The 24,258-nt window shown below is 63.6% G+C and carries 18 protein-coding genes; 13 read left to right on the forward strand and 5 right to left on the reverse strand.

What is annotated here, in order from left to right; translation table 11 throughout:
* Positions 1-225 precede the first annotated feature (225 nt).
* Genes map through dapC form a run of 3 tightly spaced genes read left to right on the forward strand, consistent with a single transcriptional unit; the run spans position 226 to position 4,970 of the window.
* Positions 226-1,008, forward strand: a complete 783-nt coding sequence (gene map / locus ACF8GB_RS12100; RefSeq protein ID WP_028686887.1) for a type I methionyl aminopeptidase — start codon at positions 226-228, stop codon at positions 1,006-1,008.
* A 38-nt stretch (positions 1,009-1,046) separates the two neighbouring features.
* Positions 1,047-3,746 (forward strand): [protein-PII] uridylyltransferase, encoded by a 2,700-nt coding sequence (locus tag ACF8GB_RS12105; protein WP_078478987.1) that lies wholly within the window; start codon positions 1,047-1,049, stop codon positions 3,744-3,746.
* A gap of 27 nt (positions 3,747-3,773) precedes the next feature.
* The gene (gene dapC / locus ACF8GB_RS12110) at positions 3,774-4,970 is read left to right on the forward strand and encodes a succinyldiaminopimelate transaminase (protein WP_100852103.1); all 1,197 of its coding nucleotides are present in this window, start codon (positions 3,774-3,776) and stop codon (positions 4,968-4,970) included.
* A gap of 25 nt (positions 4,971-4,995) precedes the next feature.
* On the opposite strand, the gene ACF8GB_RS12115 is transcribed toward dapC, so the two are convergent.
* On the reverse strand, positions 4,996-6,642 hold the full coding sequence (locus ACF8GB_RS12115; protein ID WP_078478989.1) for a Na+/H+ antiporter: 1,647 nt from the start codon (positions 6,640-6,642) through the stop codon (positions 4,996-4,998).
* 362 nt (positions 6,643-7,004) lie between these two features.
* On the opposite strand from ACF8GB_RS12115, the gene ACF8GB_RS12120 reads away from it, so the two are divergent.
* The 4 genes from ACF8GB_RS12120 to ACF8GB_RS12135 all read left to right on the forward strand — a co-directional run bounded on the left by ACF8GB_RS12120 (position 7,005) and on the right by ACF8GB_RS12135 (position 10,112).
* Entirely contained in the window at positions 7,005-7,352 is a 348-nt protein-coding gene (locus tag ACF8GB_RS12120) for an ArsC family reductase (RefSeq protein WP_167339266.1), read from the forward strand.
* A gap of 31 nt (positions 7,353-7,383) precedes the next feature.
* A complete protein-coding gene (gene dapD, locus ACF8GB_RS12125) occupies positions 7,384-8,418 on the forward strand; it encodes a 2,3,4,5-tetrahydropyridine-2,6-dicarboxylate N-succinyltransferase (RefSeq protein ID WP_392515053.1) in 1,035 nt (344 codons plus the stop codon).
* 81 nt (positions 8,419-8,499) lie between these two features.
* Entirely contained in the window at positions 8,500-9,705 is a 1,206-nt protein-coding gene (locus ACF8GB_RS12130) for an aminotransferase class V-fold PLP-dependent enzyme (RefSeq protein ID WP_058639527.1), read from the forward strand.
* Positions 9,702-10,112, forward strand: a complete 411-nt coding sequence (locus ACF8GB_RS12135) for a SufE family protein (protein WP_058639528.1) — start codon at positions 9,702-9,704, stop codon at positions 10,110-10,112. Before ACF8GB_RS12130 ends, ACF8GB_RS12135 begins: the two co-directional genes overlap by 4 nt.
* Positions 10,113-10,125: 13 nt before the next feature.
* Here ACF8GB_RS12135 and tcdA read toward each other — a convergent pair whose 3' ends face one another.
* Positions 10,126-10,935, reverse strand: a complete 810-nt coding sequence (gene tcdA / locus ACF8GB_RS12140; protein WP_196142432.1) for a tRNA cyclic N6-threonylcarbamoyladenosine(37) synthase TcdA — start codon at positions 10,933-10,935, stop codon at positions 10,126-10,128.
* Positions 10,936-11,053: 118 nt separating this feature from the next.
* On the opposite strand from tcdA, the gene ACF8GB_RS12145 reads away from it, so the two are divergent.
* The 4 genes from ACF8GB_RS12145 to ACF8GB_RS12160 all read left to right on the forward strand — a co-directional run bounded on the left by ACF8GB_RS12145 (position 11,054) and on the right by ACF8GB_RS12160 (position 16,201).
* On the forward strand, positions 11,054-13,651 hold the full coding sequence (locus tag ACF8GB_RS12145; RefSeq protein WP_058639530.1) for a glycosyltransferase: 2,598 nt from the start codon (positions 11,054-11,056) through the stop codon (positions 13,649-13,651).
* A 188-nt stretch (positions 13,652-13,839) separates the two neighbouring features.
* Positions 13,840-14,991, forward strand: a complete 1,152-nt coding sequence (gene dapE / locus ACF8GB_RS12150; RefSeq protein ID WP_392527091.1) for a succinyl-diaminopimelate desuccinylase — start codon at positions 13,840-13,842, stop codon at positions 14,989-14,991.
* Positions 14,991-15,803, forward strand: coding sequence for a putative RNA methyltransferase (locus ACF8GB_RS12155; RefSeq protein ID WP_145256205.1), 813 nt, complete (start codon positions 14,991-14,993; stop codon positions 15,801-15,803). Before dapE ends, ACF8GB_RS12155 begins: the two co-directional genes overlap by 1 nt.
* 17 nt (positions 15,804-15,820) lie before the next feature.
* Positions 15,821-16,201, forward strand: a complete 381-nt coding sequence (locus ACF8GB_RS12160; protein WP_023534045.1) for a hypothetical protein — start codon at positions 15,821-15,823, stop codon at positions 16,199-16,201.
* Positions 16,202-16,261: 60 nt separating this feature from the next.
* Here ACF8GB_RS12160 and ACF8GB_RS12165 read toward each other — a convergent pair whose 3' ends face one another.
* Positions 16,262-16,471, reverse strand: coding sequence for a cold-shock protein (locus ACF8GB_RS12165; RefSeq protein WP_023534051.1), 210 nt, complete (start codon positions 16,469-16,471; stop codon positions 16,262-16,264).
* Between the two features lie 245 nt (positions 16,472-16,716).
* Here ACF8GB_RS12165 and plsB point away from each other — a divergent pair, with 245 nt between their 5' ends.
* Entirely contained in the window at positions 16,717-19,203 is a 2,487-nt protein-coding gene (gene plsB / locus ACF8GB_RS12170) for a glycerol-3-phosphate 1-O-acyltransferase PlsB (protein WP_058639533.1), read from the forward strand.
* 28 nt (positions 19,204-19,231) lie between these two features.
* Entirely contained in the window at positions 19,232-19,918 is a 687-nt protein-coding gene (locus ACF8GB_RS12175) for a DUF4197 domain-containing protein (RefSeq protein ID WP_058639534.1), read from the forward strand.
* Positions 19,919-19,980: 62 nt separating this feature from the next.
* On the opposite strand, the gene ACF8GB_RS12180 is transcribed toward ACF8GB_RS12175, so the two are convergent.
* Positions 19,981-23,049 carry an efflux RND transporter permease subunit gene (locus ACF8GB_RS12180; protein ID WP_078478994.1) on the reverse strand — a complete coding sequence of 1,023 codons (3,069 nt, stop codon included), beginning with the start codon at positions 23,047-23,049 and terminating at the stop codon, positions 19,981-19,983.
* A 6-nt stretch (positions 23,050-23,055) separates the two neighbouring features.
* Positions 23,056-24,153 (reverse strand): efflux RND transporter periplasmic adaptor subunit, encoded by a 1,098-nt coding sequence (locus tag ACF8GB_RS12185; protein WP_392527093.1) that lies wholly within the window; start codon positions 24,151-24,153, stop codon positions 23,056-23,058.
* Between the last annotated feature and the right edge of the window lie 105 nt (positions 24,154-24,258).

The following is a 24,258-nucleotide window of genomic DNA, read 5'->3' on the forward strand; positions in this document are numbered from 1 at the left end:
TGGCTCCGAAAGCGGCGCATGTTATACCACAGGCTGCGCGTAAACAAAACACGAAACTCACCCCCCAATCGCCGGACGGCAGGGCATGGGCGCCAGCGCACGGCCAGGGCGGTTGGAGGGATGCCTTTGCAAGGGCAGCGTGCCGCTACGAGCCCGCACCTCTGATAGAATGACGCCTTTCCCGATTTGAACGCGCCGTCTGCGGCGCCGAGTAGAGAGCCTGTAATGACCGTCACCATCAAGACTGCAGAAGACATCGAGAAGATGCGCATCGCCGGCCGCCTGGCAGCCGACGTGCTGGAAATGATCGAGGAGCATGTCAAGCCCGGTGTCACCACCGAAGAGCTCGATCGCCTGTGCCACGACTACATCGTCAATGTCCAGCAGGCCATCCCGGCGCCGCTCAACTACAAGGGCTACCCCAAGTCCATCTGCACGTCCATCAACCACGTGGTCTGTCACGGTATCCCCAATGACAAGCCCCTGAAAAATGGCGATACCCTGAACATCGACATCACGGTGATCAAGGACGGCTACCACGGCGACACCAGCCGCATGTTCCACGTCGGCACCGTGCCGGTATGGGCCGAGCGCCTGTCCCAGGTCACCCAGGAATGCCTATACAAGGCCATCGAGCTGGTCAAGCCGGGCTGCCGCCTGGGCGACATCGGCGAAGTCATCCAGAAGCACGCCGAGAAGAACGGCTTCTCGGTGGTGCGCGAGTTCTGCGGTCATGGCATCGGCAAGGTGTTCCACGAAGAGCCGCAGATCCTCCATTACGGCCGCGCCGGCACTGGCATGGAACTCAAGGAAGGCATGACCTTCACCATCGAGCCGATGATCAACCAGGGCAAGGCCGACACCAAGGTGCTGGGCGATGGCTGGACCGCGATCACCAAGGACCGCAAGCTCTCGGCGCAGTGGGAGCATACCCTGGTGGTCACGGCGACCGGGTACGAGATCTTCACCCTGCGCAAGGACGACACCATCGCCCGCACTTCGGCCTGAGCCACCCTAGCAGCCTTCGATGACAGGAACCTGACCCCATGCCCCAGCTCGACCCCGAACTGTTCGACCGTGGTCAGTTCCAGGCGGAACTGGCCCTCAAGGCCAGCCCCATACCCGCCTTCAAGAAGGCCATTCGCCAGGCGGGCGAGGTGCTGGACAGACGCTTTCGCGCAGGCCACGCCATCCGCCCACTGATCCAGGCCCGGGCCTGGCTGGTGGACAACGTCCTGCAGCAGGCCTGGAACCAGTTCGACTGGGGCGCGCAGGACGGCATTTCCCTGGTGGCGGTCGGCGGCTACGGGCGTGGTGAGCTTCACCCGCACTCGGACATCGACCTGCTCATCCTGCTGGGTGATGCCGAGCATGAGCGGTATCGCGACGCCATCGAGCGCTTTCTGACCCTGCTGTGGGACATCGGCCTGGAGGTCGGCCAGAGCGTGCGCACCGTCGACGAGTGTGCCGAACAGGCCCGCGCCGACCTCACCATCATCACCAACATGATGGAGAGCCGCACCATCGCCGGCCCGGAAGCCCTGCGCCAGCGCATGCTCGAGGTCACCAGCACGGCGCACATGTGGCCGAGCCGCGAGTTCTTCCTGGCCAAGCGCGCCGAGCTGCAGGCGCGTCACCACAAGTACAACGACACCGAGTACAACCTCGAGCCCAACGTCAAGGGTTCGCCTGGCGGGCTGCGGGACATCCAGACCGTGCTGTGGGTGGCGCGCCGCCAGTACGGCACCCTGAACCTGCATGCCCTGGCCGGCGAAGGCTTCCTGCTGGAAAGCGAGAACGCGCTCCTGGCCTCCTCCCAGGACTTCCTGTGGCGGGTGCGTTACGCCCTGCACATGCTCGCCGGCCGTGCCGAGGACCGCCTGCTGTTCGACCACCAGCGCAGCATCGCCGCCCTGCTGGGCTACAGCGACGAAAACCCCAAGCGTGCCATTGAGCAGTTCATGCAGCAGTACTACCGGGTGGTGATGAGCATCAGTCAATTGTGCGACCTGATCATCCAGCATTTTGAGGAAGTCATTCTCGCCGACGACGACAGCGGCACCACCCAACCGCTCAATGCACGCTTCCGCCTGCATGACGGCTACATCGAGGCCGTGCGCCCGAACGTGTTCAAGCGCACGCCGTTCGCCATGCTGGAAATGTTCGTGCTGATGGCCCAGCACCCGGAAATCAAGGGCGTGCGTGCCGATACGGTACGCCTGCTGCGCGAGCATCGGCACCTGATCGACGACACCTTCCGCAACGATATCCGCAACACCAGTTTGTTCATCGAGCTGTTCAAGTGTGAAATCGGTATTCATCGCAACCTGCGGCGCATGAACCGGTACGGCATCCTCGGGCGCTACCTGCCGGAGTTCGGGCTGATCGTCGGGCAGATGCAGCATGACCTGTTCCACATCTATACCGTCGATGCCCACACCCTCAACCTGATCAAGCACCTGCGCAAGCTGCAGTACACGCCGGTGTCGGAGAAATTCCCGCTGGCCAGCAAGCTCATGGGCCGCTTGCCCAAGCCTGAGCTGATCTACCTGGCCGGGCTCTACCACGACATTGGCAAGGGCCGTCAGGGCGATCACTCCGAACTCGGCGCGGTCGATGCCCTCAAGTTCTGCGAGCGCCACCAACTCCCTGCCTGGGACAGCCGGTTGATCGCCTGGCTGGTACAGAACCACCTGGTCATGTCCACCACCGCCCAGCGCAAGGATTTGTCCGACCCGCAGGTGATCAATGACTTCGCCTTGCACGTAGGGGACGAAACGCGGCTGGACTACCTCTATGTGCTGACAGTGGCGGATATCAACGCCACCAACCCCACCTTGTGGAATTCGTGGCGAGCCAGCCTGTTGCGCCAGCTGTACACCGAAACCAAGCGTGCCCTGCGCCGTGGGCTTGAAAACCCGCTGGATCGTGAGGAGCAGATCCGCCAGACCCAGTCCTCGGCACTGGACACGCTGGTGCGCGACGGCACCGACCCGGATGACGTGGAGCAGTTGTGGTCTCAGCTGGGGGATGATTACTTCCTCAAGCACACCGCCTCCGACGTGGCCTGGCACACCGACGCCATCCTGCAACAGCCCGCTGACGGCGGCCCGCTGGTGTTGATCAAGGAAACCACCCAGCGCGAATTCGAAGGCGGGACCCAGATCTTCATCTATGCCCCTGACCAGCACGATTTCTTCGCCGTGACGGTGGCGGCCATGTCGCAGTTGAACCTGAACATCCACGACGCCCGCATCATCACCTCCAGTAGCCAGTTCACCCTGGACACCTACATCGTGCTGGATAACGACGGCGGTGCGATCGGCGACAACCCGCAGCGGGTCAGGCAGATTCGCGACGGCCTGACCGAGGCCCTGCGCAACCCCGAGGACTACCCCACGATCATCCAGCGTCGGGTGCCGCGCCAACTCAAGCACTTCGACTTCCCGCCGCAGGTGACCATCCTCAACGACGCCCAGCGCCCGGTGACCATTCTCGAAATCACCGCGCCCGACCGGCCGGGCCTGCTGGCGCGGCTGGGGCGCATCTTCCTGGAGTTCGACCTGTCGTTGCAGAACGCCAAGATTGCCACCTTGGGCGAGCGGGTGGAGGACGTGTTCTTCATCACCGATGCCGACAACCAGCCACTGTCCGACCCGCAACTGTGCAGCCGCCTGCAGGAAGCCATCGTGCAACAACTGCAAGCAGGGCAGGCCAGCGCCAGCCCTGCCCGCGTGACCTTTTGACGACATGATTGACGAGACCTTGCGCCAATGAATCCTGCCTTGAGCCAGCTTCAGCCCTACCCTTTCGAAAAGCTGCGTGCCCTGCTGGGTAGCGTTACACCCGCTGCTGACAAGCGCGCCATTGCCCTGTCGATCGGCGAGCCCAAGCACGCCTCGCCACCCTTCGTGGCCCAAGCGATGGCCGACAATCTCGACAAGCTGGCGGTATACCCCAGCACCCTGGGCCTGCCTGCCTTGCGCCAGGCCATCGGGCAGTGGTGCGAGCGACGCTTTGGCGTGCCGGCTGGTTGGCTGGATGCCGAACGTCATATCCTGCCCGTGAACGGCACCCGCGAAGCGCTGTTCGCCTTTACCCAGGCGGTGGTCGACCGTGATGCCGATGGCCTGGTGTTGAGCCCCAACCCGTTCTACCAGATCTATGAAGGGGCTGCGCTGCTGGCCGGCGCCACCCCGCATTACCTGCCCTGCCTGGAAAGCAACGGTTTCAACCCCGACTTCGACGCGGTGCCCGACCACGTCTGGGCCCGTTGCCAGATCCTGTTCCTGTGCTCACCCGGCAACCCCACCGGCGCCCTGGTGCCGATGGACACCTTGAAAAAGCTGATCGCGCTGGCCGATGCGCACGACTTCGTGATCGCTGCCGACGAATGCTACAGCGAGTTGTATTTCGATGAGGATGCACCGCCCCCGGGGCTGCTGACAGCCTGTGCGGAGCTGGGACGTCGCGATTTCAAGCGCTGCGTGGTGTTCCACAGCCTGTCCAAGCGTTCAAACCTGCCGGGTCTGCGCTCGGGCTTCGTCGCCGGTGATGCCGACATCATCAAGCCGTTCCTGCTGTACCGCACCTACCATGGCTGCGCCATGCCGGTGCAGACACAGCTGGCCAGCATCGCCGCCTGGGAGGACGAGGCGCATGTGCGCGCCAACCGCGACCAGTACCGCGCCAAGTACGACGCCGTGCTGGCCATCCTTGAACCGGTACTGGACGTGCAACGCCCGGACGGCAGTTTCTACCTGTGGGCCAAGGTACCGGGTAGCGATGTCGACTTCACGCGCGATCTGTTCGAGGCCGAGCACGTGACCGTGGTACCAGGCTCGTACCTGTCCCGTGAAGTGGATGAGGTAAATCCCGGCGCCGGACGCGTGCGCATGGCACTGGTCGCCCCACTGTCCGAATGCATCGAGGCAGCCGAGCGAATTCGCGCGTTCATGCACGCGCGCTGAAGCCTTTACGCGAGACGGGGCCAGCTCACTTGACCTGGCCCAGGTTAGCCTCGCTCATGTCCAACTCGCCCAGCACATGCCGCACCACCTCGTCACCGAGCAGGTGCTGGCGGTGCAGGTTGTACAGTTCCAGGCGCTGGGCCCGCAGCGCACGCAAGCGCAGGCGGCGCTCGAGCAGGTCCATCTGCTCGGCCAGGGCCCTGGCCTCTTCGCTGTCGTTGTGCCGGTCCAGCTGATCGCGATACTCGGCCATCAGCCGAGCTTTCAACTCCGTGGCCAGTGTGGCCTGGGCGGCATCCTGCGGGGCGTTGGCATCGACCACCTCCTCGGCCTCCAAGGCGTGAATCGCAGCCTCAGCGGTGCGTCGCCAGGCCTCATGTACCTCTTGCTGCATGCGCTCGTCAGGGCTTTTGCTCACCCCGCGCAGCAAAAGCGGCAACGCGACACAGGCGCTGATCAACGACAGCAGGATGACACCGGCGGCAATGAAGATCAGCAGGTCGCGTTCTGGAAACGCCTTGCCCGCCCCAATCAGCAACGGGATCGACATCACACCTGCCAGGGTGACAGCCCCTCTCACACCGCCCAGCGTGAGCAGCCAGCACGAGCGCGCGGTGGGCAACATCACCAGCGCAGGCCTGCCCCGCCAGCGGCGTAGAACCCCCACCAGGCGCCAGATGCTCTGCACCCAGATGAACCGCAGCAAGATCAGCGTCGCGAAGATGGCGACCACGTCCAGGCAGCGCCAGGCCAGGGTCGGCCACAGCGTGGTTTCATGGCTGACCACCGCCTTGACGATGTCGGGCAGTTGCAAGCCCAGCAGCAGGAAAATCAAGCCGTTGAACGCGAACTCCAGCAGCGACCACACGCTGCGATTGAGCAGGCGGGTACTGGTCTGGCGTGGCAGCAGGTCGAGCCAGCTCTGCATCATGCCAGCCGCCACTGCCGAGAGGATGCCCGATACCCCGAGGCGCTCGGCCACCACATAGGCCGCGAACGGCAGCAGCAGCATGAACACCACATGGGTAGCCGGGTCGTCCCAGCCGCGGCCGATCATCCAGGCACGCAGGCGGCCGACCAGCCAACTCAGCGCCACCCCCACAGCCAGGCCGCCAAGCGCTACCAGTGCGAAGCTGAAGCTGGCGTCGGTCAGTGAAAACACACCGGTAATGGCGGCAGCCAGGGCGAACTTGAATGTGACCAGGCCCGAAGCATCGTTCATCAACGCCTCACCCTGGAGCATGTGCATCAATGGCGTAGGCAGGCGGTCCTGGGTAATGGCCGAAACGGCCACCGCGTCGGTCGGCGACAATACGGCTGCCAGCGCGAATGCTACCGGCAACGGGATGCTCGGCAGCAGCCAGTGGATGAAATAGCCCGCACCGACCACGGTAAACAGCACCAACCCCACCGCCAGGGCCACCACCGGGCCCCGAATGCGCCACAACTCGCGCTTGGGAATGCGCCAGCCATCGGCGAACAACAGCGGCGGCAAAAACAGGAACAAAAACAGCTCGGGGTTCAGGGCGACATGCAGCCCGAGGGTCGGCCAGGCCAGCAAAGCGCCAGCGGCGATCTGTACCAGCGGCAGAGGCAGGGGAATGAGGCGGCCGACCAATTTCGACACGCTGACCAGCATCAGCAGGATAAGGACGGTATAGGCGGACTGCATCCAGTGGGTCTTCCTTCTTCAAACGGCCCCGTGCACGAGGACAAAACGTAAACCTGGATCAGCATGGTAACGGGTGACAAGCCTGCCTGGCCGCTGCACCAAGGTCGCAGGTGGCGCACTAATGTGTAACATGAAGATACACCTGACACCCAAGGGTTCAGCCGGGATTGGGCAATGACCGGTGGTTGGGTGCAAATGGGCGCACGTTCCTGCCCAGGCAGAGCGGCAGCAGGATTATGCAGCAGCAACCCCGCCCGTTCGGGTCAACCGCCCGTGGCGCCGTGCGAAGGGTTATCGCATAATCGCGCGACTGACATTCGGAAATGGAGAGATTGGGGCGACACGTATCCCCGATGCACACAATGACCTACACGCTCTACGGCATCAAAGCCTGCGACACCATGAAAAAGGCTCGTACCTGGCTCGACGACCAGGCCATCGCCTACGAATTCCATGACTACAAGACTCAAGGCATCGACCGTGACAGCCTGAACCGCTGGTGCGACGAGCACGGCTGGGAAACCATCCTCAACCGCGCCGGCACCACGTTCCGCAAGCTGGACGACGCCAGCAAAGCCGATCTCGACCAGGCCAAGGCCGTCGAGCTCATGCTGGCCCAGCCTTCGATGATCAAGCGCCCGGTACTCGACCTGGGTACGCGCACGCTGGTGGGTTTCAAGCCCGACCTGTACGCCGCAGCCCTGGCCTGAGTCCCTACCCCATTTAGTACGAGGTAACTACATGTTCAATTCCCTGTTCAGCCTGGCCTTCGGTGTCGGCTCCCAGAACCGCCAGGGCGCCTGGCTGGAAGTGTTCTACGCACAGCCCCTGATCGACCCGAGCCCCGAGTTGGTCGCTGCCATCGCACCGATCCTTGGCTATGAAGGTGGCAACCAGGCCATCACCTTCAGCAACGCCCAGGCCGCGCAACTGGCCGACGCCGTCAGAAGCGTCGATGCCGCTCAAGCCGCCCTGCTCACGCGCCTGGCAGAAAGCCAAAAACCGTTGGTAGCCACCCTGCTGGCCGAAGACGCCACCCTGGCCTCCACGCCCGAGGCGTACCTCAAACTGCACCTGCTGTCCCATCGCCTGGTCAAGCCGCACGGCGTGAGCCTGGCCGGTATCTTCCCCCTGCTGCCAAACGTGGCCTGGACCAACATCGGTGCCGTGGACCTGGCAGAGCTCGCCGAGCTGCAACTCGAAGCGCGCCTGCGTGGTGAGCTGCTGGAAGTGTTCTCGGTGGACAAGTTCCCGAAGATGACCGACTACGTGGTCCCGGCCGGCGTGCGCATCGCCGACACTGCACGGGTACGCCTGGGCGCCCACATCGGCGAAGGCACCACCATCATGCACGAAGGCTTCGTCAACTTTAACGCCGGCACCGAAGGCCCAGGCATGATCGAAGGGCGTGTTTCGGCCGGCGTCTTCGTCGGCAAGGGCTCGGACCTCGGTGGCGGCTGCTCGACCATGGGAACCCTGTCCGGTGGCGGCAACATCGTTATCAAGGTGGGCGAAGGCTGCCTGATCGGTGCCAACGCCGGTATCGGCATCCCGCTGGGTGATCGCAATACTGTTGAAGCGGGTCTGTACATCACCGCCGGGACCAAGGTGAACCTGCTGGATGAGCACAACGAACTGGTCAAGGTCGTCAAGGCACGCGACCTGGCTGGCCAGGCCGACCTGTTGTTCCGCCGCAATTCGCTCAATGGCGCCGTCGAGTGCAAGACCCACAAGTCAGCCATCGAGCTGAACGAAGCCTTGCACGCACACAACTGAAACCCCCGCCGGGTATGAAGTGTTAAGATCGGGTCTGGCGCCTCCACGCCAGACCCGATTTTCATTCCAGGCCCCGCGAATATGTTCCAGCCCTCCCCCTGGCGTGCCGATTTTCCTGCCATCGACGCCCTGCAAAGCCAGCACCAGACCTATCTGGACAGCGCCGCGACCGCCCAGAAACCCCAGGCGCTGCTCGAGGCCCTGGGCCATTACTATGGCAACGGCGCGGCCAATGTCCACCGTGCCCAGCACCTGCCTGGCGCAAGGGCGACCGAGGCCTTCGAAGCCAGCCGCGACAAGGTTGCCCGCTGGTTGAATGTCGGCCAGACCGGGCAGATCGTGTTCACCCACGGCGCCACGGCTGCGCTGAACCTGCTGGCCTATGGCCTGGAGTCTCGCTTCGAGGCCGGCGACGAGATCGCCATCAGCGCCCTTGAACACCATGCCAACTTGCTGCCCTGGCAGCAGCTGGCACACCGGCGCAACCTGCGCCTGGTGATATTGCCGGTCGATACGCGCGGCTTCATCGACCTGGAGCGAGCGCTGCAGATGATCGGGCCACGCACTCGTGTGCTCGCCGTCAGCCAGCTGTCCAACGTGCTGGGCACCTGGCAGCCGCTGCCGGCCCTGCTCGCCCATGCCCGCGCACAGGGTGCTCTGACGGTGGTGGACGGCGCCCAGGGTGTGGTGCATGGGCGCCAGGACATGCAGCAAATGGGGTGCGACTTCTACGTGTTCTCCAGCCACAAGCTGTACGGGCCGGACGGGGTGGGCGTGCTGTACGGGCGCAATCAGGCGCTGGGCCTGCTGCGCCATTGGCAGTTTGGCGGGGAGATGGTGCAACTGGCCGAGTACCAGCGCGCGAGCTTCAGGCCGGCGCCACTGGGCCTGGAAGCTGGCACCCCGCCCATCGCCGGGGTGATCGGCCTTGGCGCTACGCTCGATTACCTCGCGGGCCTGGACACGGCGGCGGTGCTGGCTCACGAGGCCGGCTTGCATGCCCGGCTGATCGAGGGCCTCACGCAACGCGAAGGCATTCGCCTGCTAGGCCTGCCGCAGTGCGCGTTGGCCAGCTTTGTCGTGAAAGGCGTGCACAACGCCGACATCGCGCACCTGCTCACCGAGCAGGGCATCGCCGTGCGGGCAGGCCATCACTGTGCGATGCCACTGCTCCAGGGGTTGGGCCTGGACGGGGCGATCCGCGTGTCGCTGGGCCTCTACAATGATCAGGCCGACCTGCAACGTTTCTTCGAGGCGCTGGATCAGGCGCTGGAGCTGCTGCGATGACCTTGCCGGCCCAAGCCCATCAGGCACTGGAGGCCTTTGCGCAGAGCAAGGGCTGGGAGCAGCGTGCGCGGCTGTTGATGCAGTGGGGGGAACGGCTGGAACCGCTGGCCGAAGCCGAGAAAACCGAGGCCAATCGCGTGCACGGGTGCGAAAGCCTGGTCTGGCTGGTGGCCGATGCCGTAGACGGCCACTGGCAATTCAAGGCCAGCAGCGATGCACGCCTGCTGCGCGGTCTGCTGGCGCTGCTGCTGGTGAGGGTGCAGGGCTTGAACAGTGAGGCGCTGCTGGCGCTGGACGTACAGGACTGGTTCGGGCAACTGGGCCTTGAGCGCCAGTTGTCGCCCTCACGCAGCAACGGCTTGCATGCCGTGGTGCAGCGCATGGCGGTGCTGGCATCGGGGCGGTGATGCCAGCACGCACTCACGCTGGCCGGACACGCTCCGAAGGCCGCCTGGCACCTGCTACCAGCTTCTCCACAGCTTTACTGGCGGCCACCATGCCGAAGGTGGCCGTCACCATCATCACCGCGCCAAAGCCGCCGGAGCAGTCCAGCCGCACGCCCTCACCCACAAAACTCTTCTGCAGGCACACGCTGCCATCCCCCTTGGGATAACGCAGCTGCTCACTGGAAAACACACAGGGCACGCCATAGTTACGGCTGACATTGCGCGAAAAGTTGTAGTCGCGGCGCAGGGTCGAGCGCACCCGTGAGGCCAGCGGGTCGTTGAAGGTCTTGTTCAAGTCCGCGATCTGGATCTGGGTCGGATCGATCTGGCCACCTGCGCCACCGGTGGCGACGATGCCGATCTTGCGCCGCCGGCACCAGGCGATCAGGGCTGCCTTGGCCATCACGCTGTCGATGCAGTCCACCACGTAGTCGAACTGTTCAGTGATGTACTCGGCCATGGTTTCGCGGGTGACGAAATCGGCCACTGCATGCACCTTGCACGCCGGGTTGATTGCCCGCAGGCGCTCGGCCATTACCTCGACCTTGGGCCGGCCCACCTGCCCTTCCAGCGCGTGTGCCTGACGGTTGGTATTGCTCACGCACACATCGTCCAGGTCGAACAAGGTGACCTCACCCACCCCCGAGCGGGCCAGGGCTTCGGCCACCCATGAGCCCACCCCGCCAATCCCGACGATGCCAACATGGGCCTGTTGCAGGCGCTGCAAGCCCTGGTCGCCATACAGGCGGGCCACCCCTGCAAACCGTGGATCTTCTGTGCTCATGTCAGTACCTCAAAAAACCGGCGCGCATTATAGGCCAGCCAGGCCATGGCCTGCACGGTTAGGAAAGACACCTTAACCCTGCTTTAATGTCGTAACACTTCGACACTTATGGACGACAATGTCTTCACGTAAATTCGGCCTGAACCTGGTAGTGGTCCTGGCCATCGCGGCGCTGTTCACCGGTTTCTGGGCGCTGATCAATCGCCCGGTATCGGCACCGGCCTGGCCCGAACAGATCTCCGGCTTTTCCTATTCGCCGTTTCGCCTGGGTGAAAGCCCGCAGAAGGGTCAGTACCCGGACGACAACGAGATGCGTCAGGACCTGGAGCAGATGAGCAAGCTCACCGACAGCATCCGTATCTACACCGTCGAAGGCACTCAGGCGCACATACCCAAGCTGGCCGAGGAATTCGGCTTGCGGGTCACGGTGGGCATCTGGATCAGCCCGGACCTGGAGCGCAACGAGCGCGAGATCGCCACAGCCATCGAACTGGCTAACACCTCGCGCAGCGTGGTACGGGTGGTGGTCGGCAACGAGGCGTTGTTCCGCGAGGAAGTGACGACGGAAAACCTCATCCGGTACCTGGACCGTGTACGTGCAGCCGTGAAAGTGCCGGTGACCACCAGCGAGCAGTGGCACATCTGGAAACAGAACCCGCAGCTGGCCAAGCACGTGGACCTGATCGCCGCCCACATCCTGCCCTATTGGGAATTCGTGCCCATGAAAGACTCGGTCGAGTTCGTCCTCGACCGTGCCCGCGAGTTGAAACACCAGTTCCCCCGCAAGCCGCTGCTGCTCTCGGAAGTGGGCTGGCCAAGCAATGGCCGGATGCGCGGCGGTGCCGATGCCACCCAGGCCGACCAGGCGATTTACCTGCGCACCTTGGTCAATACGCTCAATCGACGTGGCTTCAACTATTTTGTGATCGAAGCTTACGACCAACCCTGGAAAGCCAGTGATGAAGGCTCGGTCGGGGCCTACTGGGGTGTGTTCAACGCCGAACGCCAGCAGAAATTCAACTTCGAAGGCCCCGTGGTCGCCATTCCCCAATGGCGAGCCCTGGCAGTGGCCTCGGTGGTGCTGGCGATGATCGCATTGATGGTGCTGTTCATCGATGGCTCGGCCCTGCGTCAGCGTGGACGCACCTTCCTGACCTTCATCACCTTCCTGTGCGGGTCGGTGCTGGTGTGGATCGCCTACGACTACAGCCAGCAGTACAGCACCTGGTTCAGCCTTACGGTCGGCGTGCTTCTGGCCCTCGGCGCACTGGGCGTGTTCATCGTGCTGCTGACCGAAGCCCACGAGCTGGCCGAAGCGGTATGGACTCACAAGCGGCGGCGCGAATTCCTGCCGGTGCAAGGCGACAGTGCCTACCGACCGAAAGTGTCAGTGCATGTGCCGTGCTACAACGAACCGCCGGAAATGGTCAAACAGACCCTCGATGCCCTGGCTGCGCTGGATTATCCAGATTACGAAGTGCTGGTCATCGACAACAACACCAAGGACCCGGCGGTGTGGGAGCCTCTCAAGGCCCATTGTGAACAGCTCGGCGAGCGCTTCCGTTTCTTCCACGTCGCCCCCCTGGCTGGTTTCAAGGGCGGCGCGCTCAACTACCTGCTCCCGCTCACGGCCAAGGATGCTGAAGTGATCGCGGTGATCGACTCGGACTACTGTGTAGACCGCAACTGGCTCAAGCACATGGTGCCGCATTTCGCCGATCCGAAGATCGCCGTGGTGCAGTCGCCGCAGGACTACCGCGACCAGCACGAGAGCGCCTTCAAGAAGCTGTGCTACAGCGAGTACAAGGGCTTCTTCCACATCGGCATGGTCACCCGCAATGACCGCGATGCGATCATCCAGCACGGCACCATGACCATGACCCGGCGCAGCGTGCTGGACGAACTGGGCTGGGCCGAGTGGTGCATTTGCGAGGATGCCGAACTGGGCCTGCGGGTGTTCGAGAAGGGCCTGTCGGCGGCCTACGCCCACAACAGCTATGGCAAGGGCCTGATGCCTGACACCTTCATCGACTTCAAGAAACAGCGCTTCCGCTGGGCCTATGGCGCCATCCAGATCATCAAGCACCACGCCGCGGCCCTGCTGCGCGGCAAAGGCAGCGAATTGACCCGGGGCCAGCGTTACCACTTCCTGGCCGGCTGGCTGCCGTGGATTGCCGACGGCATGAACATCTTCTTCACGGTGGGGGCCTTGTTGTGGTCTGCCGCCATGATCATCGTGCCGCACCGGGTGGACCCGCCGCTGATGATCTTCGCCATCCCGCCGCTGGCGCTGTTCTTCTTCAAGGTCGGCAAGATCGTGTTCCTGTATCGCCGCGCCGTGGGGGTCAACCTCAAGGACGCCCTGGCCGCTGCGCTGGCCGGGCTGGCGTTGTCGCACACCATCGCCAAGGCCGTGCTGTACGGGTTCTTCACCAGCAGCATGCCGTTCATCCGCACACCGAAGCATGCCGACAGCCATGGCTTGCTGGTGGCGATTTCCGAAGCGCGGGAGGAACTGTTCATCATGCTGCTGTTGTGGGGCGCTGCAGCCGGGATCTATCTGGTGCAGGGCTTGCCGAGCTCGGACATGCGCTTCTGGGTCGCCATGCTGTTGGTGCAGTCGCTGCCCTACCTGGCCGCGTTGGTGATGGCGCTTCTATCATCACTGCCCAAGCCTGAAGAGAAGGCCGCAGATAAGGCTGCCGAGACACACTAGGCTTCAGGGCGTGCAGGCCGACCTGCCGGCCATCACCGGCAAGCCGGCTTGCACACAACGTGTTTTGTTCGGATGCGTGCAGGACCGGTGAGGGCCGGCTTGCCGGCGATTGGGCCGTGAAGCCCAGCATCATTTGATATAAGATAACGCCCTCAGTTTTCCCGCCTTGCCTTGCCCCGGAGTTCCCCATGACGGCCCCTGCCGAGCTCTCGCCTACCCTTCAACTGGCCTGCGACCTGATCCGTCGTCCCTCGGTCACCCCCGTCGACGCCGATTGCCAGGCGCAGATGATGCAGCGCCTGGGCGCCGTGGGCTTCGAGCTGGAACCGATGCGCATCGAGGACGTCGACAATTTCTGGGCCACTCACGGCACCCAGCCAGGCCCGGTGCTGTGCTTTGCCGGTCACACCGATGTAGTGCCCACCGGCCCCGTCCAGCAGTGGCAACACGAGCCGTTCCAGGCGTTGATCGATGCCGACGGCATGCTCTGTGGCCGTGGCGCGGCCGACATGAAGGGCAGCCTGGCGTGCATGGTGGTGGCCAGCGAGCGCTTCGTGCGTGACTACCCCGAGCACCGGGGCCAGGTCGCCTTCCTGATCACCAGTGACGAGGAAGGCCCGGCCCATCACGGCACCAAGGCCGTGGTCGAACGCCTCAAGGCGCGCAACCAGCGCCTTGACTGGTGCATCGTCGGCGAGCCCTCCAGCACCACCGTGCTGGGCGATGTGGTCAAGAATGGCCGTCGTGGCTCGCTCGGCGCCACGCTGATTGTGCGCGGCAAGCAGGGCCACGTTGCCTACCCGCACCTGGCGCGCAACCCGATCCACCTGGCCGCGCCAGCGCTGGCGGAACTGGCTGCCGAACATTGGGACCAGGGGAACGCCTTTTTTCCCCCGACCAGCTTCCAGATTTCCAATCTCAATGCCGGGACCGGCGCAACCAACGTGGTGCCCGGCGAACTGACAGCGCTGTTCAACTTCCGCTTCTCCACCGAGTCCACCGTAGAGGGCCTGAAGGCTCGGGTCTCGGCCATCCTGGACAAGCATGAACTGGATTGGTCGGTGGAGTGGGCGTTGTCCGGCCTGCCGTTCCTGACCGAGCCAGGCGAGCTGCTCAATGCGGTTTCGGCCAGCATCAAGGGCGTCACCGGCCGCGAGACCCAACCCTCCACCAGCGGCGGCACCTCCGATGGCCGCTTCATTGCCACCATGGGCACCCAAGTGGTCGAACTTGGCCCGGTCAATGCCACCATCCACCAGGTCGACGAGCGCATCCTGGCCAGCGACCTGGACCTGCTGACCGAAATCTATTACCAGACCCTGGTACGGTTGCTCGCCTGATGCTGACCTGCCCACTCTGCCAGGCTGCCCTGAGCCCGCTCGACAACGGCGTGGTGTGCCCAGCCGGCCACCGCTTTGATCGCGCGCGCCAGGGCTACCTGAACCTGCTGCCGGTGCAGCACAAGAACAGTCGCGACCCAGGTGACAACCAGGCCATGGTCGAAGCACGCCGTCATTTTCTGGACGCCGGCCATTACGCACCTGTGGCCGGACGGCTGGCGCAGTTGGCGGCCGAGCGCCAGCCCGGCGCGTGGCTGGACATCGGTTGCGGCGAAGGCTACTACACCGCGCAAGTGGCCCAGGCACTGCCTGATGCCAATGGCTACGCCCTGGACATCTCCCGTGAGGCGGTCAAGCGTGCCTGCCGCCGCGCACCGGACGTCACCTGGATGGTAGCCAGCATGGCGCGCGTGCCGTTGGCCGATGCCAGCTGCCAGTTCGTCGCCAGCGTCTTCAGCCCGCTGGATTGGGCCGAAGCCAGCCGGGTGTTGAGCCCAGGCGGCGGCCTGATGCGCGTAGGCCCTACCAGCGGCCACCTGATGGAGCTGCGCGAAGTACTCTACGACCAGGTACGCCCCTATGCTGACGACAAGCATCTGGCCCTGGTGCCCCAAGGCATGTACCACGCCCATGGCGAGGTCCTGGAATTTCGCCTGAGCCTGGCCGAACCTCAAGCCCGTGCTGCGTTGCTCGCCATGACCCCGCACGGCTGGCGTGCCAGTGCAGAGCGTCGGGCGCAAGTGGTCGAGCAGCCGGAACCGTTCGAGGTCACCGTCTCCATGCGTTTTGACTATTTCGTGCGCCAAGCATGAGCACACCCGGAGGTGTTATGCGCCAACCTGATATCGAGATTTACCTCAAGGACGCCGAAGTCGACCACAAGCAGATTGCAGCCTGGCTGACCCAGGCCATCGGCCCGTGCACCGAATGGAAGCAGAAAGGCCAGACCTACAAGTGCCAGGCCGGTAACATTCCGGTCACTTGGTTACCCAAGGCTGTAGGGAAATGGAACAGCCTGTACCTGGAAAGCGACCAGACGCCCTGGGCCGATGATATCGCCTGTGGGCGTGATGCCCACGCGGCCCTGGGTGTGGAAGTACGCTGTGCACCCGGCGGCTGGGTAGAGGAAGACGGCGAGGAGGATGCTGACCGCTGGGTGCGTATCAGTGCCGACGGCGAAGAGGAAATCACCTGGCGTACATCGCCCTGACGGGCGTCCCTGAAGCTGCAAGCACAGCCGGCTTGCAGCTTCAGGCTTGAGCCTGGCCGCTCAGAGACCCACGACATCCTCGGCCTGCAGGCCTTTCTGGCCCTGCACGCAGGCATACTCGACCTGTTGGCCCTCGACCAGGCTGCGATGCCCCTCACCCCGGATGGCCCGGTAGTGGACGAAGACATCCGCGCCCCCTTCCCGTTGAATGAAGCCATAGCCCTTGGCATCGTTGAACCACTTCACGTTCCCAGTCTCACGAGACGACATCTGCACTACTCCGGATTTTTATTGTGAAAATCGCCTTGCCGACACGAGACAATCGCCCCGAATCAGCGCCGCGTGCGTAAATCTCCTGCAAGCGGCAGGCCTGAACGGTGCTGGCGCATAAAAAATTTGAAGACCGGCGAGGTGCACGGCAAGCTAGGCGCAACGCGAACGACTGGCCAGTATGGGCCAACCGCGCAGCGATCGCTGCGCCCAGCATTCCTCACCGTCAACCAGGGCCCCTCTTCATGACCCGTTCCCCCCTGCACCGCTTGGTATTCGGTGTTCTGCGCCGATTGTTGTACCTGTGGGTGCGCTCCGAAACCATCAATCAGTCGGCCCTGACCCTCAAGCTCGACCGCAGTCGCCCTGTTTTCTATGCCTTGCCTTCGCCTGCGCTCACGGACCTGGCGGTGCTCGACCACGAATGCACCAAGGCAGGGCTGCCACGCCCGGTACTGCCAGTGGTCGTCGGCCCCCTGCACGAGGCGGCTGCGTTCTTCTATCTCACCCCTGATCCGGACTGGCTGGGGCGCCATGACAAAAGCGGCGCCCCGCCTACCCTGGAGCGTCTGGTAGAGGTGCTCGGCCAGCATGCCGAGGAAGATGCGCAGATCATTCCAGTCAGCGTGTTCTGGGGACAGTCGCCTGACAGCGAGTCGAGCCCGTGGAAGCTGCTGTTCGCCGACAGCTGGGCGGTGACCGGGCGCTTGCGCCGCTTGCTGACCGTACTGATCCTGGGGCGCAAGACCCGGGTGCAGTTCTCCACCCCGATCCACCTGCGCGAACTGGTGCAGCACAACAAGGGCCACGCCCGCACCGTGCGCATGGCCCAGCGCCTGATGCGCGTGCACTTGCGCAACCTCAAGACAGCGGTCATCGGGCCGGACATCTCCCACCGACGCAACCTGGTCAAAGGCTTGATCCATGCGCCGTTGGTGCGCCAGGCCATCGCCGAGCACGCCGAGCGCGAGCACGTGCCCCAAGCCAAGGCCGAGGCACAGGCCCGCCATTACGGCAATGAAATCGCCTCGGACTACACCTACACGGCCATTCGCTTCCTCGAAGTGGTGCTCAGCTGGTTCTGGCACAAGATCTACGACGGCATCAAGGTCAACCACATCGAGCAGGTGCAGGGCATCGCCCCGGGCCACGAGGTGATCTACGTCCCTTGCCACCGCAGCCACATCGACTACCTGCTGTTGTCGTACCTGCTGTTCAAGAATGGCCTGACACCCCCGCATGTGGCGGCCGGCATCAACCTGAACATGCCCGTGGTGGGCAACCTGCTGCGCCGCGGTGGCGCCTTCTTCATGCGCCGCTCGTTCAAGGGCAACCCGCTCTACACCGCCGTGTTCAACGAATACCTGCACACGCTGTACACCAAAGGCTTCCCGGTGGAGTACTTCGTCGAGGGTGGTCGTTCGCGTACCGGGCGCATGCTGCAGCCACGCACGGGAATGCTGGCCATCACCCTGCGCAGCTTCCTGCGTTCCTCGCGCACGCCAATCGTGTTCGTGCCTGTCTACATCGGGTACGAGCGCGTCCTCGAAGGGCGCACCTACCTGGGTGAGTTGCGCGGGGCGAGCAAGAAGAAAGAATCCATTTTCGATATTTTCAAAGTGCTGGGTGCGCTCAAGCAACGCTTTGGCCAGGTCTACGTCAACTTCGGCGAACCTATCCGCCTGGCCGACTTTCTCGACCAGCAGCAACCCGGCTGGCGAGACCAGGACCACGGGCCGCAGTACCGCCCGGCTTGGCTCAGCGAAACCACGACGCGCCTGGGCGATACCGTGGCCAGGCACTTGAACGGCGCAGCGGCCATCAACCCGGTCAACCTGGTGGCGCTGGCCCTGCTCTCCACCAGCAAGCTGGCCCTGGACGAACGTGCGCTGGTGCGCGTGCTCGACCTGTACCTGGCGTTGATGCGCCAGGTGCCCTACTCCGCCCATACCACATTGCCCGAAGGCGACGGTCAGGCCCTGATCGAGCATGTGCGCGGGATGGATCTGGTGGCAGAGCAGAAAGACGCGCTCGGGCGCATTCTGTACCTGGATGAAAACAACGCGGTACTGATGACCTATTACCGCAACAATGTCCTGCACATCTTTGCCCTGCCGGCCCTGCTGGCAAGCTTCTTCCTCAGCAGCTCACGCATGAGCCGCGCGTTGCTAGGCCAATATGTCCATGCCTTGTACCCCTACTTGCAGGCAGAGCTGTTCCTGTGCTGGGAACCTGAGCAGCTCGACGAGGTGATCGACCAATGGCTGGGCGCCTTGGTGGAGCAAGGCTTGCTTCGCCAGGACAATGACATCTTTGTCCGTGCCGCGCCCAGTTCTCGTCAGTTCGTGCTGCTGACCCTACTGGCGCGCAGCATCACCCAGACCCTGCAGCGCTTCTACATGGCGACTTCGCTGCTGCTCAACAGCGGCCAAGGTACCCTGAGCGCCGAAGCGCTCGAAGCGCTGTGCGTGACGATGGCCCAGCGCCTTTCTATTTTGCATGGTCTGAACGCACCGGAATTTTTCGACAAAAGCCTGTTCCGCCACTTTATCCAGACGCTGATCGACCAAGGTGTGCTGCGCGTCAATGCACACGGCAAACTGAGCTACAGCAACAAGCTAGGCGGTTTGGCCGAAGGCGTGGCCAAGCGCGTGCTGTCGGCCGAGCTGCGCTTGTCGATCCGCCAGGTTGCCCTGCACCGGGATGACGGCCTGGCAACAGCGACCCTATGACCCCTTTTCTGATTACAAGGACACTGCCATGACCCGCTCCTCCCTGCGTCTGACCACCCTGTGCGCCGGCCTGCTGCTGTCGGCCAGTGCCTTTGCCCTGTCGCTTGGCGACCTCAGCCAAAAGGACGCCACCGGTGGCCTGAAAGACGCACTGACCCAAGGCGCGCAACTGGCCGTCAAGCAGCTAAGCACGCCGGGCGGCTTCAGCAACAACCCGGACGTGCGTATCGAGCTGCCCGGCAACCTGGGCAAGGCGGCCAAGGCCATGAAAATGTTCGGCAAAGGCGAGCAGGTGGACGCGCTCGAAGCCGGCATGAACAAGGCCGCCGAAGCGGCTGTGCCGCAGGCCCAGGCCATTCTCGTCAACGCCGTGAGAAACATGACCGTGACCGATGCCAAGGGCATCCTTGGCGGCGGTCAGGATTCGGCGACCCAGTACCTGAACAAAAGCAGCCGTGAGCAGATCCGTGCCAAATTCCTGCCGATCGTCAAGCACGCGACCGACCAGGTCGGCGTGGCCCAGCAGTACAACGCCTTTGCCGCACAGGCCAAAGGCCTGGGGCTGATCAAGAACGACGCCAACATCGAAAGCTACGTGACGGAAAAGGCCATGGACGGTTTGTTCGAGATGATCGCCAAACAGGAGCAGAGCATTCGGCAGAACCCTGCCCAGGCCGCCACGAGCCTGGCCAAGAAAGTGTTTGGCGCACTCTGATCGCACCCTGCGAGGGGCTCCTTCGTGAAGTGCGCCCCTTTTACATCGAAGCAACAAAGCCGCTAGTCGCTCTCCCTGACCTTGAACCAAGCGGCATACAACGCCGGGAGAAACAACAGGGTCAGGGCGGTAGCGACGATCAGCCCGCCCATGATCGCCACGGCCATTGGCCCGTAGAACACGCTGCGCGACAACGGGATCATGGCCAGCACAGCCGCCAAGGCGGTCAGCACGATGGGCCGGAAACGGCGCACGGTGGCTTCGACAATGGCTTGCCAGCGCACCAGCCCAGAGGCGATATCCTGCTCGATCTGGTCCACCAGAATGACCGAATTGCGCATGATCATGCCTGCCAGGGCGATGGTCCCCAGCATGGCGACGAACCCGAACGGCTGGTTGAACACCAGCAGGAACAGGGTCACGCCAATCAGGCCCAGCGGCGCTGTCATAAAGACCATGATCGTGCGCGAGAAACTGCGCAGCTGAATCATCAGCAGGCTCAACACGACCACGATGAACAACGGCATGCCGGCATTCACCGATTTCTGCCCCCGCTCGGCATCTTCCACCGTGCCGCCCACCTCCAGCAGGTAACCATCGGGCAACTTGGCCCGGATGCCCTGCAAGGTAGGCTGTACCTGCCCGACCACCGTGGCCGGCTGCACCTTGTCATAGATATCGGCGCGCACGGTCACCGTCGGCAAACGGTCGCGGTGCCAGATGATGCCTTCCTCGAAGCCGTAGGCCAGCGTGGCCACCTGTGACAGAGCCACGCTACGCCCGTTGTCCGTGGGCAGCGACAAGCTTGCAAGCTGGCTGAGGTCGTTGCGTTCCTGTGAGGTGCCTCGCAGCAGGATTTCGATCAGTTCATCGTCTTCTCGGTACTGGCTGACCGCGGTGCCCGTCAGCGAGCTTTGCAGGAAACTGGACAACTGGCGGGTGCTGACGCCCAGGGCGCGGGCGCGGTCCTGATCGATTTCCACGAACACGGCCTTGCTGGGTTCTTCCCAGTCCAGGTGCACGTTGACCACATGGGGGTTCTCCCGCACCTTTTCTGCCACCTCCCGGGCCAGGGCGCGGGCCTGTTCGATATGCTCGCCTGTCACCCGAAACTGCACGGGGTAGCCCACCGGTGGACCGTTCTCCAGCCGAGTGATGCGCGCGCGCAGATCAGGGAACTGCTGCTCGACCGTGTTGATCAACCAACTGCGCAAGTTTTCGCGTGCCTGCATGGAGTCGGCCAGCACCACGAATTGGGCGAAGCTGGCGGCAGGCAGTTGCTGATCCAGGGGCAGATAAAAGCGCGGCGACCCTGAGCCGACATAGGCGACATAGTTGACGATGCCCTGTTGCTGCTTGAGCAACTGCTCCAGTTGCCGGACTTTCTCGTCCGTGTTGACCAGCGATGCGCCTTCGGCAAGTTTAAGGTCGACCATCAGCTCAGGACGCCCAGAGGCCGGGAAGAACTGCTGCGGCACGAAGCGAAACAGGAACACGCTGCCCACGAACGCGGCAATGGTCAGCACGATGACGGTCTTGCGGCGCCGTACGCACCATGTCACCACGCGGCGCACGCGCTGGTAGAAGGGCGTGGCATACGGGTCCGGTGCAGCGCCGCCGTTACCGTGGCGAGCGGCGTGTCGCTTGGCCAGGTCCGGCAGCAACCGCTCGCCCAGGTAGGGTACGAAGAGCACGGCGGCCACCCAGGAGGTGAGCAACGCAATGGTCACCACCTGGAAGATCGAACGTGTGTACTCGCCGGTGCTGGAGGCAGCCGTGGCAATGGGCAGAAACCCAGCTGCAGTGATCAGGGTGCCGGTCAGCATGGGGAAGGCCGTGCTGGTCCAGGCATAGCTTGCCGCTTTGAGGCGGTCCAAGCCCTGTTCCATCTTGATCGCCATCATCTCCACGGCAATGATGGCGTCATCGACCAGCAACCCCAGGGCGAGCACCAGCGCACCCAGCGAGATCTTGTGCAGGCCGATGCCAAAGTAGTACATGGCGGCGAAGGTCATGGCCAGCACCAGGGGGATGGCCAGGGCCACCACCAACCCCGTGCGCAGGCCCAGCGAAAAGAAACTGACCAACAGGACGATCACCAGCGCCTCGCACAGCACCTGGACGAATTCACCAACCCCTGCCTTCACCGCAGCGGGCTGGTCAGACACCTTGTGCAGCGACATGCCGGCCGGCAAGCCGCGGGCCAGGCGTTCGAATTCCGTTTCCAGGGCCTTGCCCAGGGTCAGGATGTCACCCCCGTCCCTCATCGACACCGCCAGGCCGATGGCGTCTTCGCCCATGAAGCGCATCCGTGGCGCAGGCGGATCGTTGTAGCCCCGGTACACGTGCGCCACGTCGCCCAGGCGAAACGTGCGCTCCCCCACGCGCAGCGGCAACTGGCGAATCTGCTCGACACTGTCGAACCGCCCACTGACCCGCAGTTGCACACGCTCGCTGGGCGTTTCGAAGAACCCGGCCGTGCTTACCGCATTCTGCTCCTGCAACGCCTGCTGCACCGCCTGCAAGGGGATGCCTAGGGTGGCCAGCTTGACGTTGGACAGCTCGATCCAGATCTTTTCGTCCTGCAAACCGATCAGCTCGACCTTGCCCACATCCCTGACCCGCTGCAGCTGGATCTGAATACGGTCTGCATAGTCCTTGAGCACCGCGTAGTCGAAACCCGGCCCTGTCAGCGCATAGATGTTGCCGAACGTGGTGCCGAATTCATCGTTGAAGAACGGGCCCCGCACCTCGGGCGGGAGGGTGTGGCGGATGTCGGCGACCTTCTTGCGTATCTGGTACCACAATGTCGGGATATCGGCTGAGTGCAAGGAATCGCGGGCCATGAAGGTCACCTGCGATTCACCCGGGCGCGAGAACGAGACGATCTTTTCGTACTCGCCGGTTTCCATGAGCTTTTTCTCGATGCGCTCTGTGACCTGGCGCGACACTTCCTCAGCGGTGGCCCCGGGCCATAAGGTGCGGATGACCATGGCCTTGAAGGTGAAGGGCGGGTCTTCGCTCTGACCCAGCTTGGTGTAGGACAGCGCACCAACGCCTGCGAGCACTATCATCAGGAACAGCACGATCTGGCGGTTGCGCAGCGCCCAGGCAGAGAGGTTGAAACCCATCGTGAGTTACTCCTTGCCCGTCAGGGCGACGGCACGGTTGGCGCGGTCCACGGGTCGCACCTGCTGGCCTTCGCGCAGTACATGGCCGCCGGCTGCCACCACCCAGTCGTCAGCCGTAAGCCCCGCCAGCACAGGCACGCTGTCAGTACCGTAGGCGCCAAGCTGCACCGTGACCCGCTGCACACGGTGCTCGCCAGTGACCCGCCAGACGTACGCCTGGCCGGCTTCAGCCGTGACGGCCGACAGGGGAACCGACAGCGCCGCCTGACCTGGATGGGCGATGAACACCCTGGCGCTCTGACCCAGGGTCGCCGGCACGTCGGCGGAGGTAAAGGCAACCCGAGCCGCGTAGGTTCTGGAGCGAGGATCAGCGGCCGGCGACAGCTCGCGGATCCGCCCTTCGAAGCGCTGCCCCGGGTGCGACCACAGCTCCACGGTGACAGGCTGGCCCACGGCGAAGCGGGCGTATTGCTGCTCGGGAACGGCGATGGCCACTTCGCGCTCGCCGTCAGCTGCCAAGGTGAATACCGTCTGCCCTGCAGCGACGACTTGACCGACCTCGACCTGGCGCCTGGCTATCACCCCTGCCTGGGGCGCACGCAACACCGCGTAGTCTGCCTGGTTGCCGGCCACGTCGAACTCAGCCTTGGCCTGCTTGAGCCGAGCGATTCCAGCGCGGTAGAGGTTTTCGGCGTTGTCGTACTGAGAGTGGCTGATCATCTGCTTGTCGAGCAGTTTCTGGTAACGGTCACGCTCGGTGCGCACCAGCGCCAGGTTGGCCTCGGCACCGGCTAATTGCGCGCGGTTAGCCTCCAACTGAAGGCGCACATCCTGCGGGTCCAGTTCGGCCAGCGGCTGATTGAGCTTGACCCGTTGCCCTTCTTCCACAAGCCGCTTGCTGACCTTGCCACCGATGCGAAAAGCCAGTTCCGGTTCCAGTCGCGCCCTGACTTCGCCTGGATAAGTATCCGCCACCGCCTCGGCTGGCTGCGGCTTAACCACCAATGCGGGGCGGACCACCGCAGGTGAGGCGGGTTCCTGATTACACGCCGTGAGCATCAACAAGACCACGGGCAGGGCAAGGCTGAGGGCACGGTGCAACATCGGGAATCCCTTCGCAAAATGCTGATCGAATATTTGAACCGGCCGGTATAGTAAGTCAGCCGTCAGAGCGCGGGAAGAGCGTCCCGAGTTTTTTTGGAGCGTTTT

The sequence above is a fragment of the Pseudomonas sp. xss_4 genome, from assembly GCF_043104125.1.
Lineage (GTDB): Bacteria > Pseudomonadota > Gammaproteobacteria > Pseudomonadales > Pseudomonadaceae > Aquipseudomonas > Aquipseudomonas parafulva_B.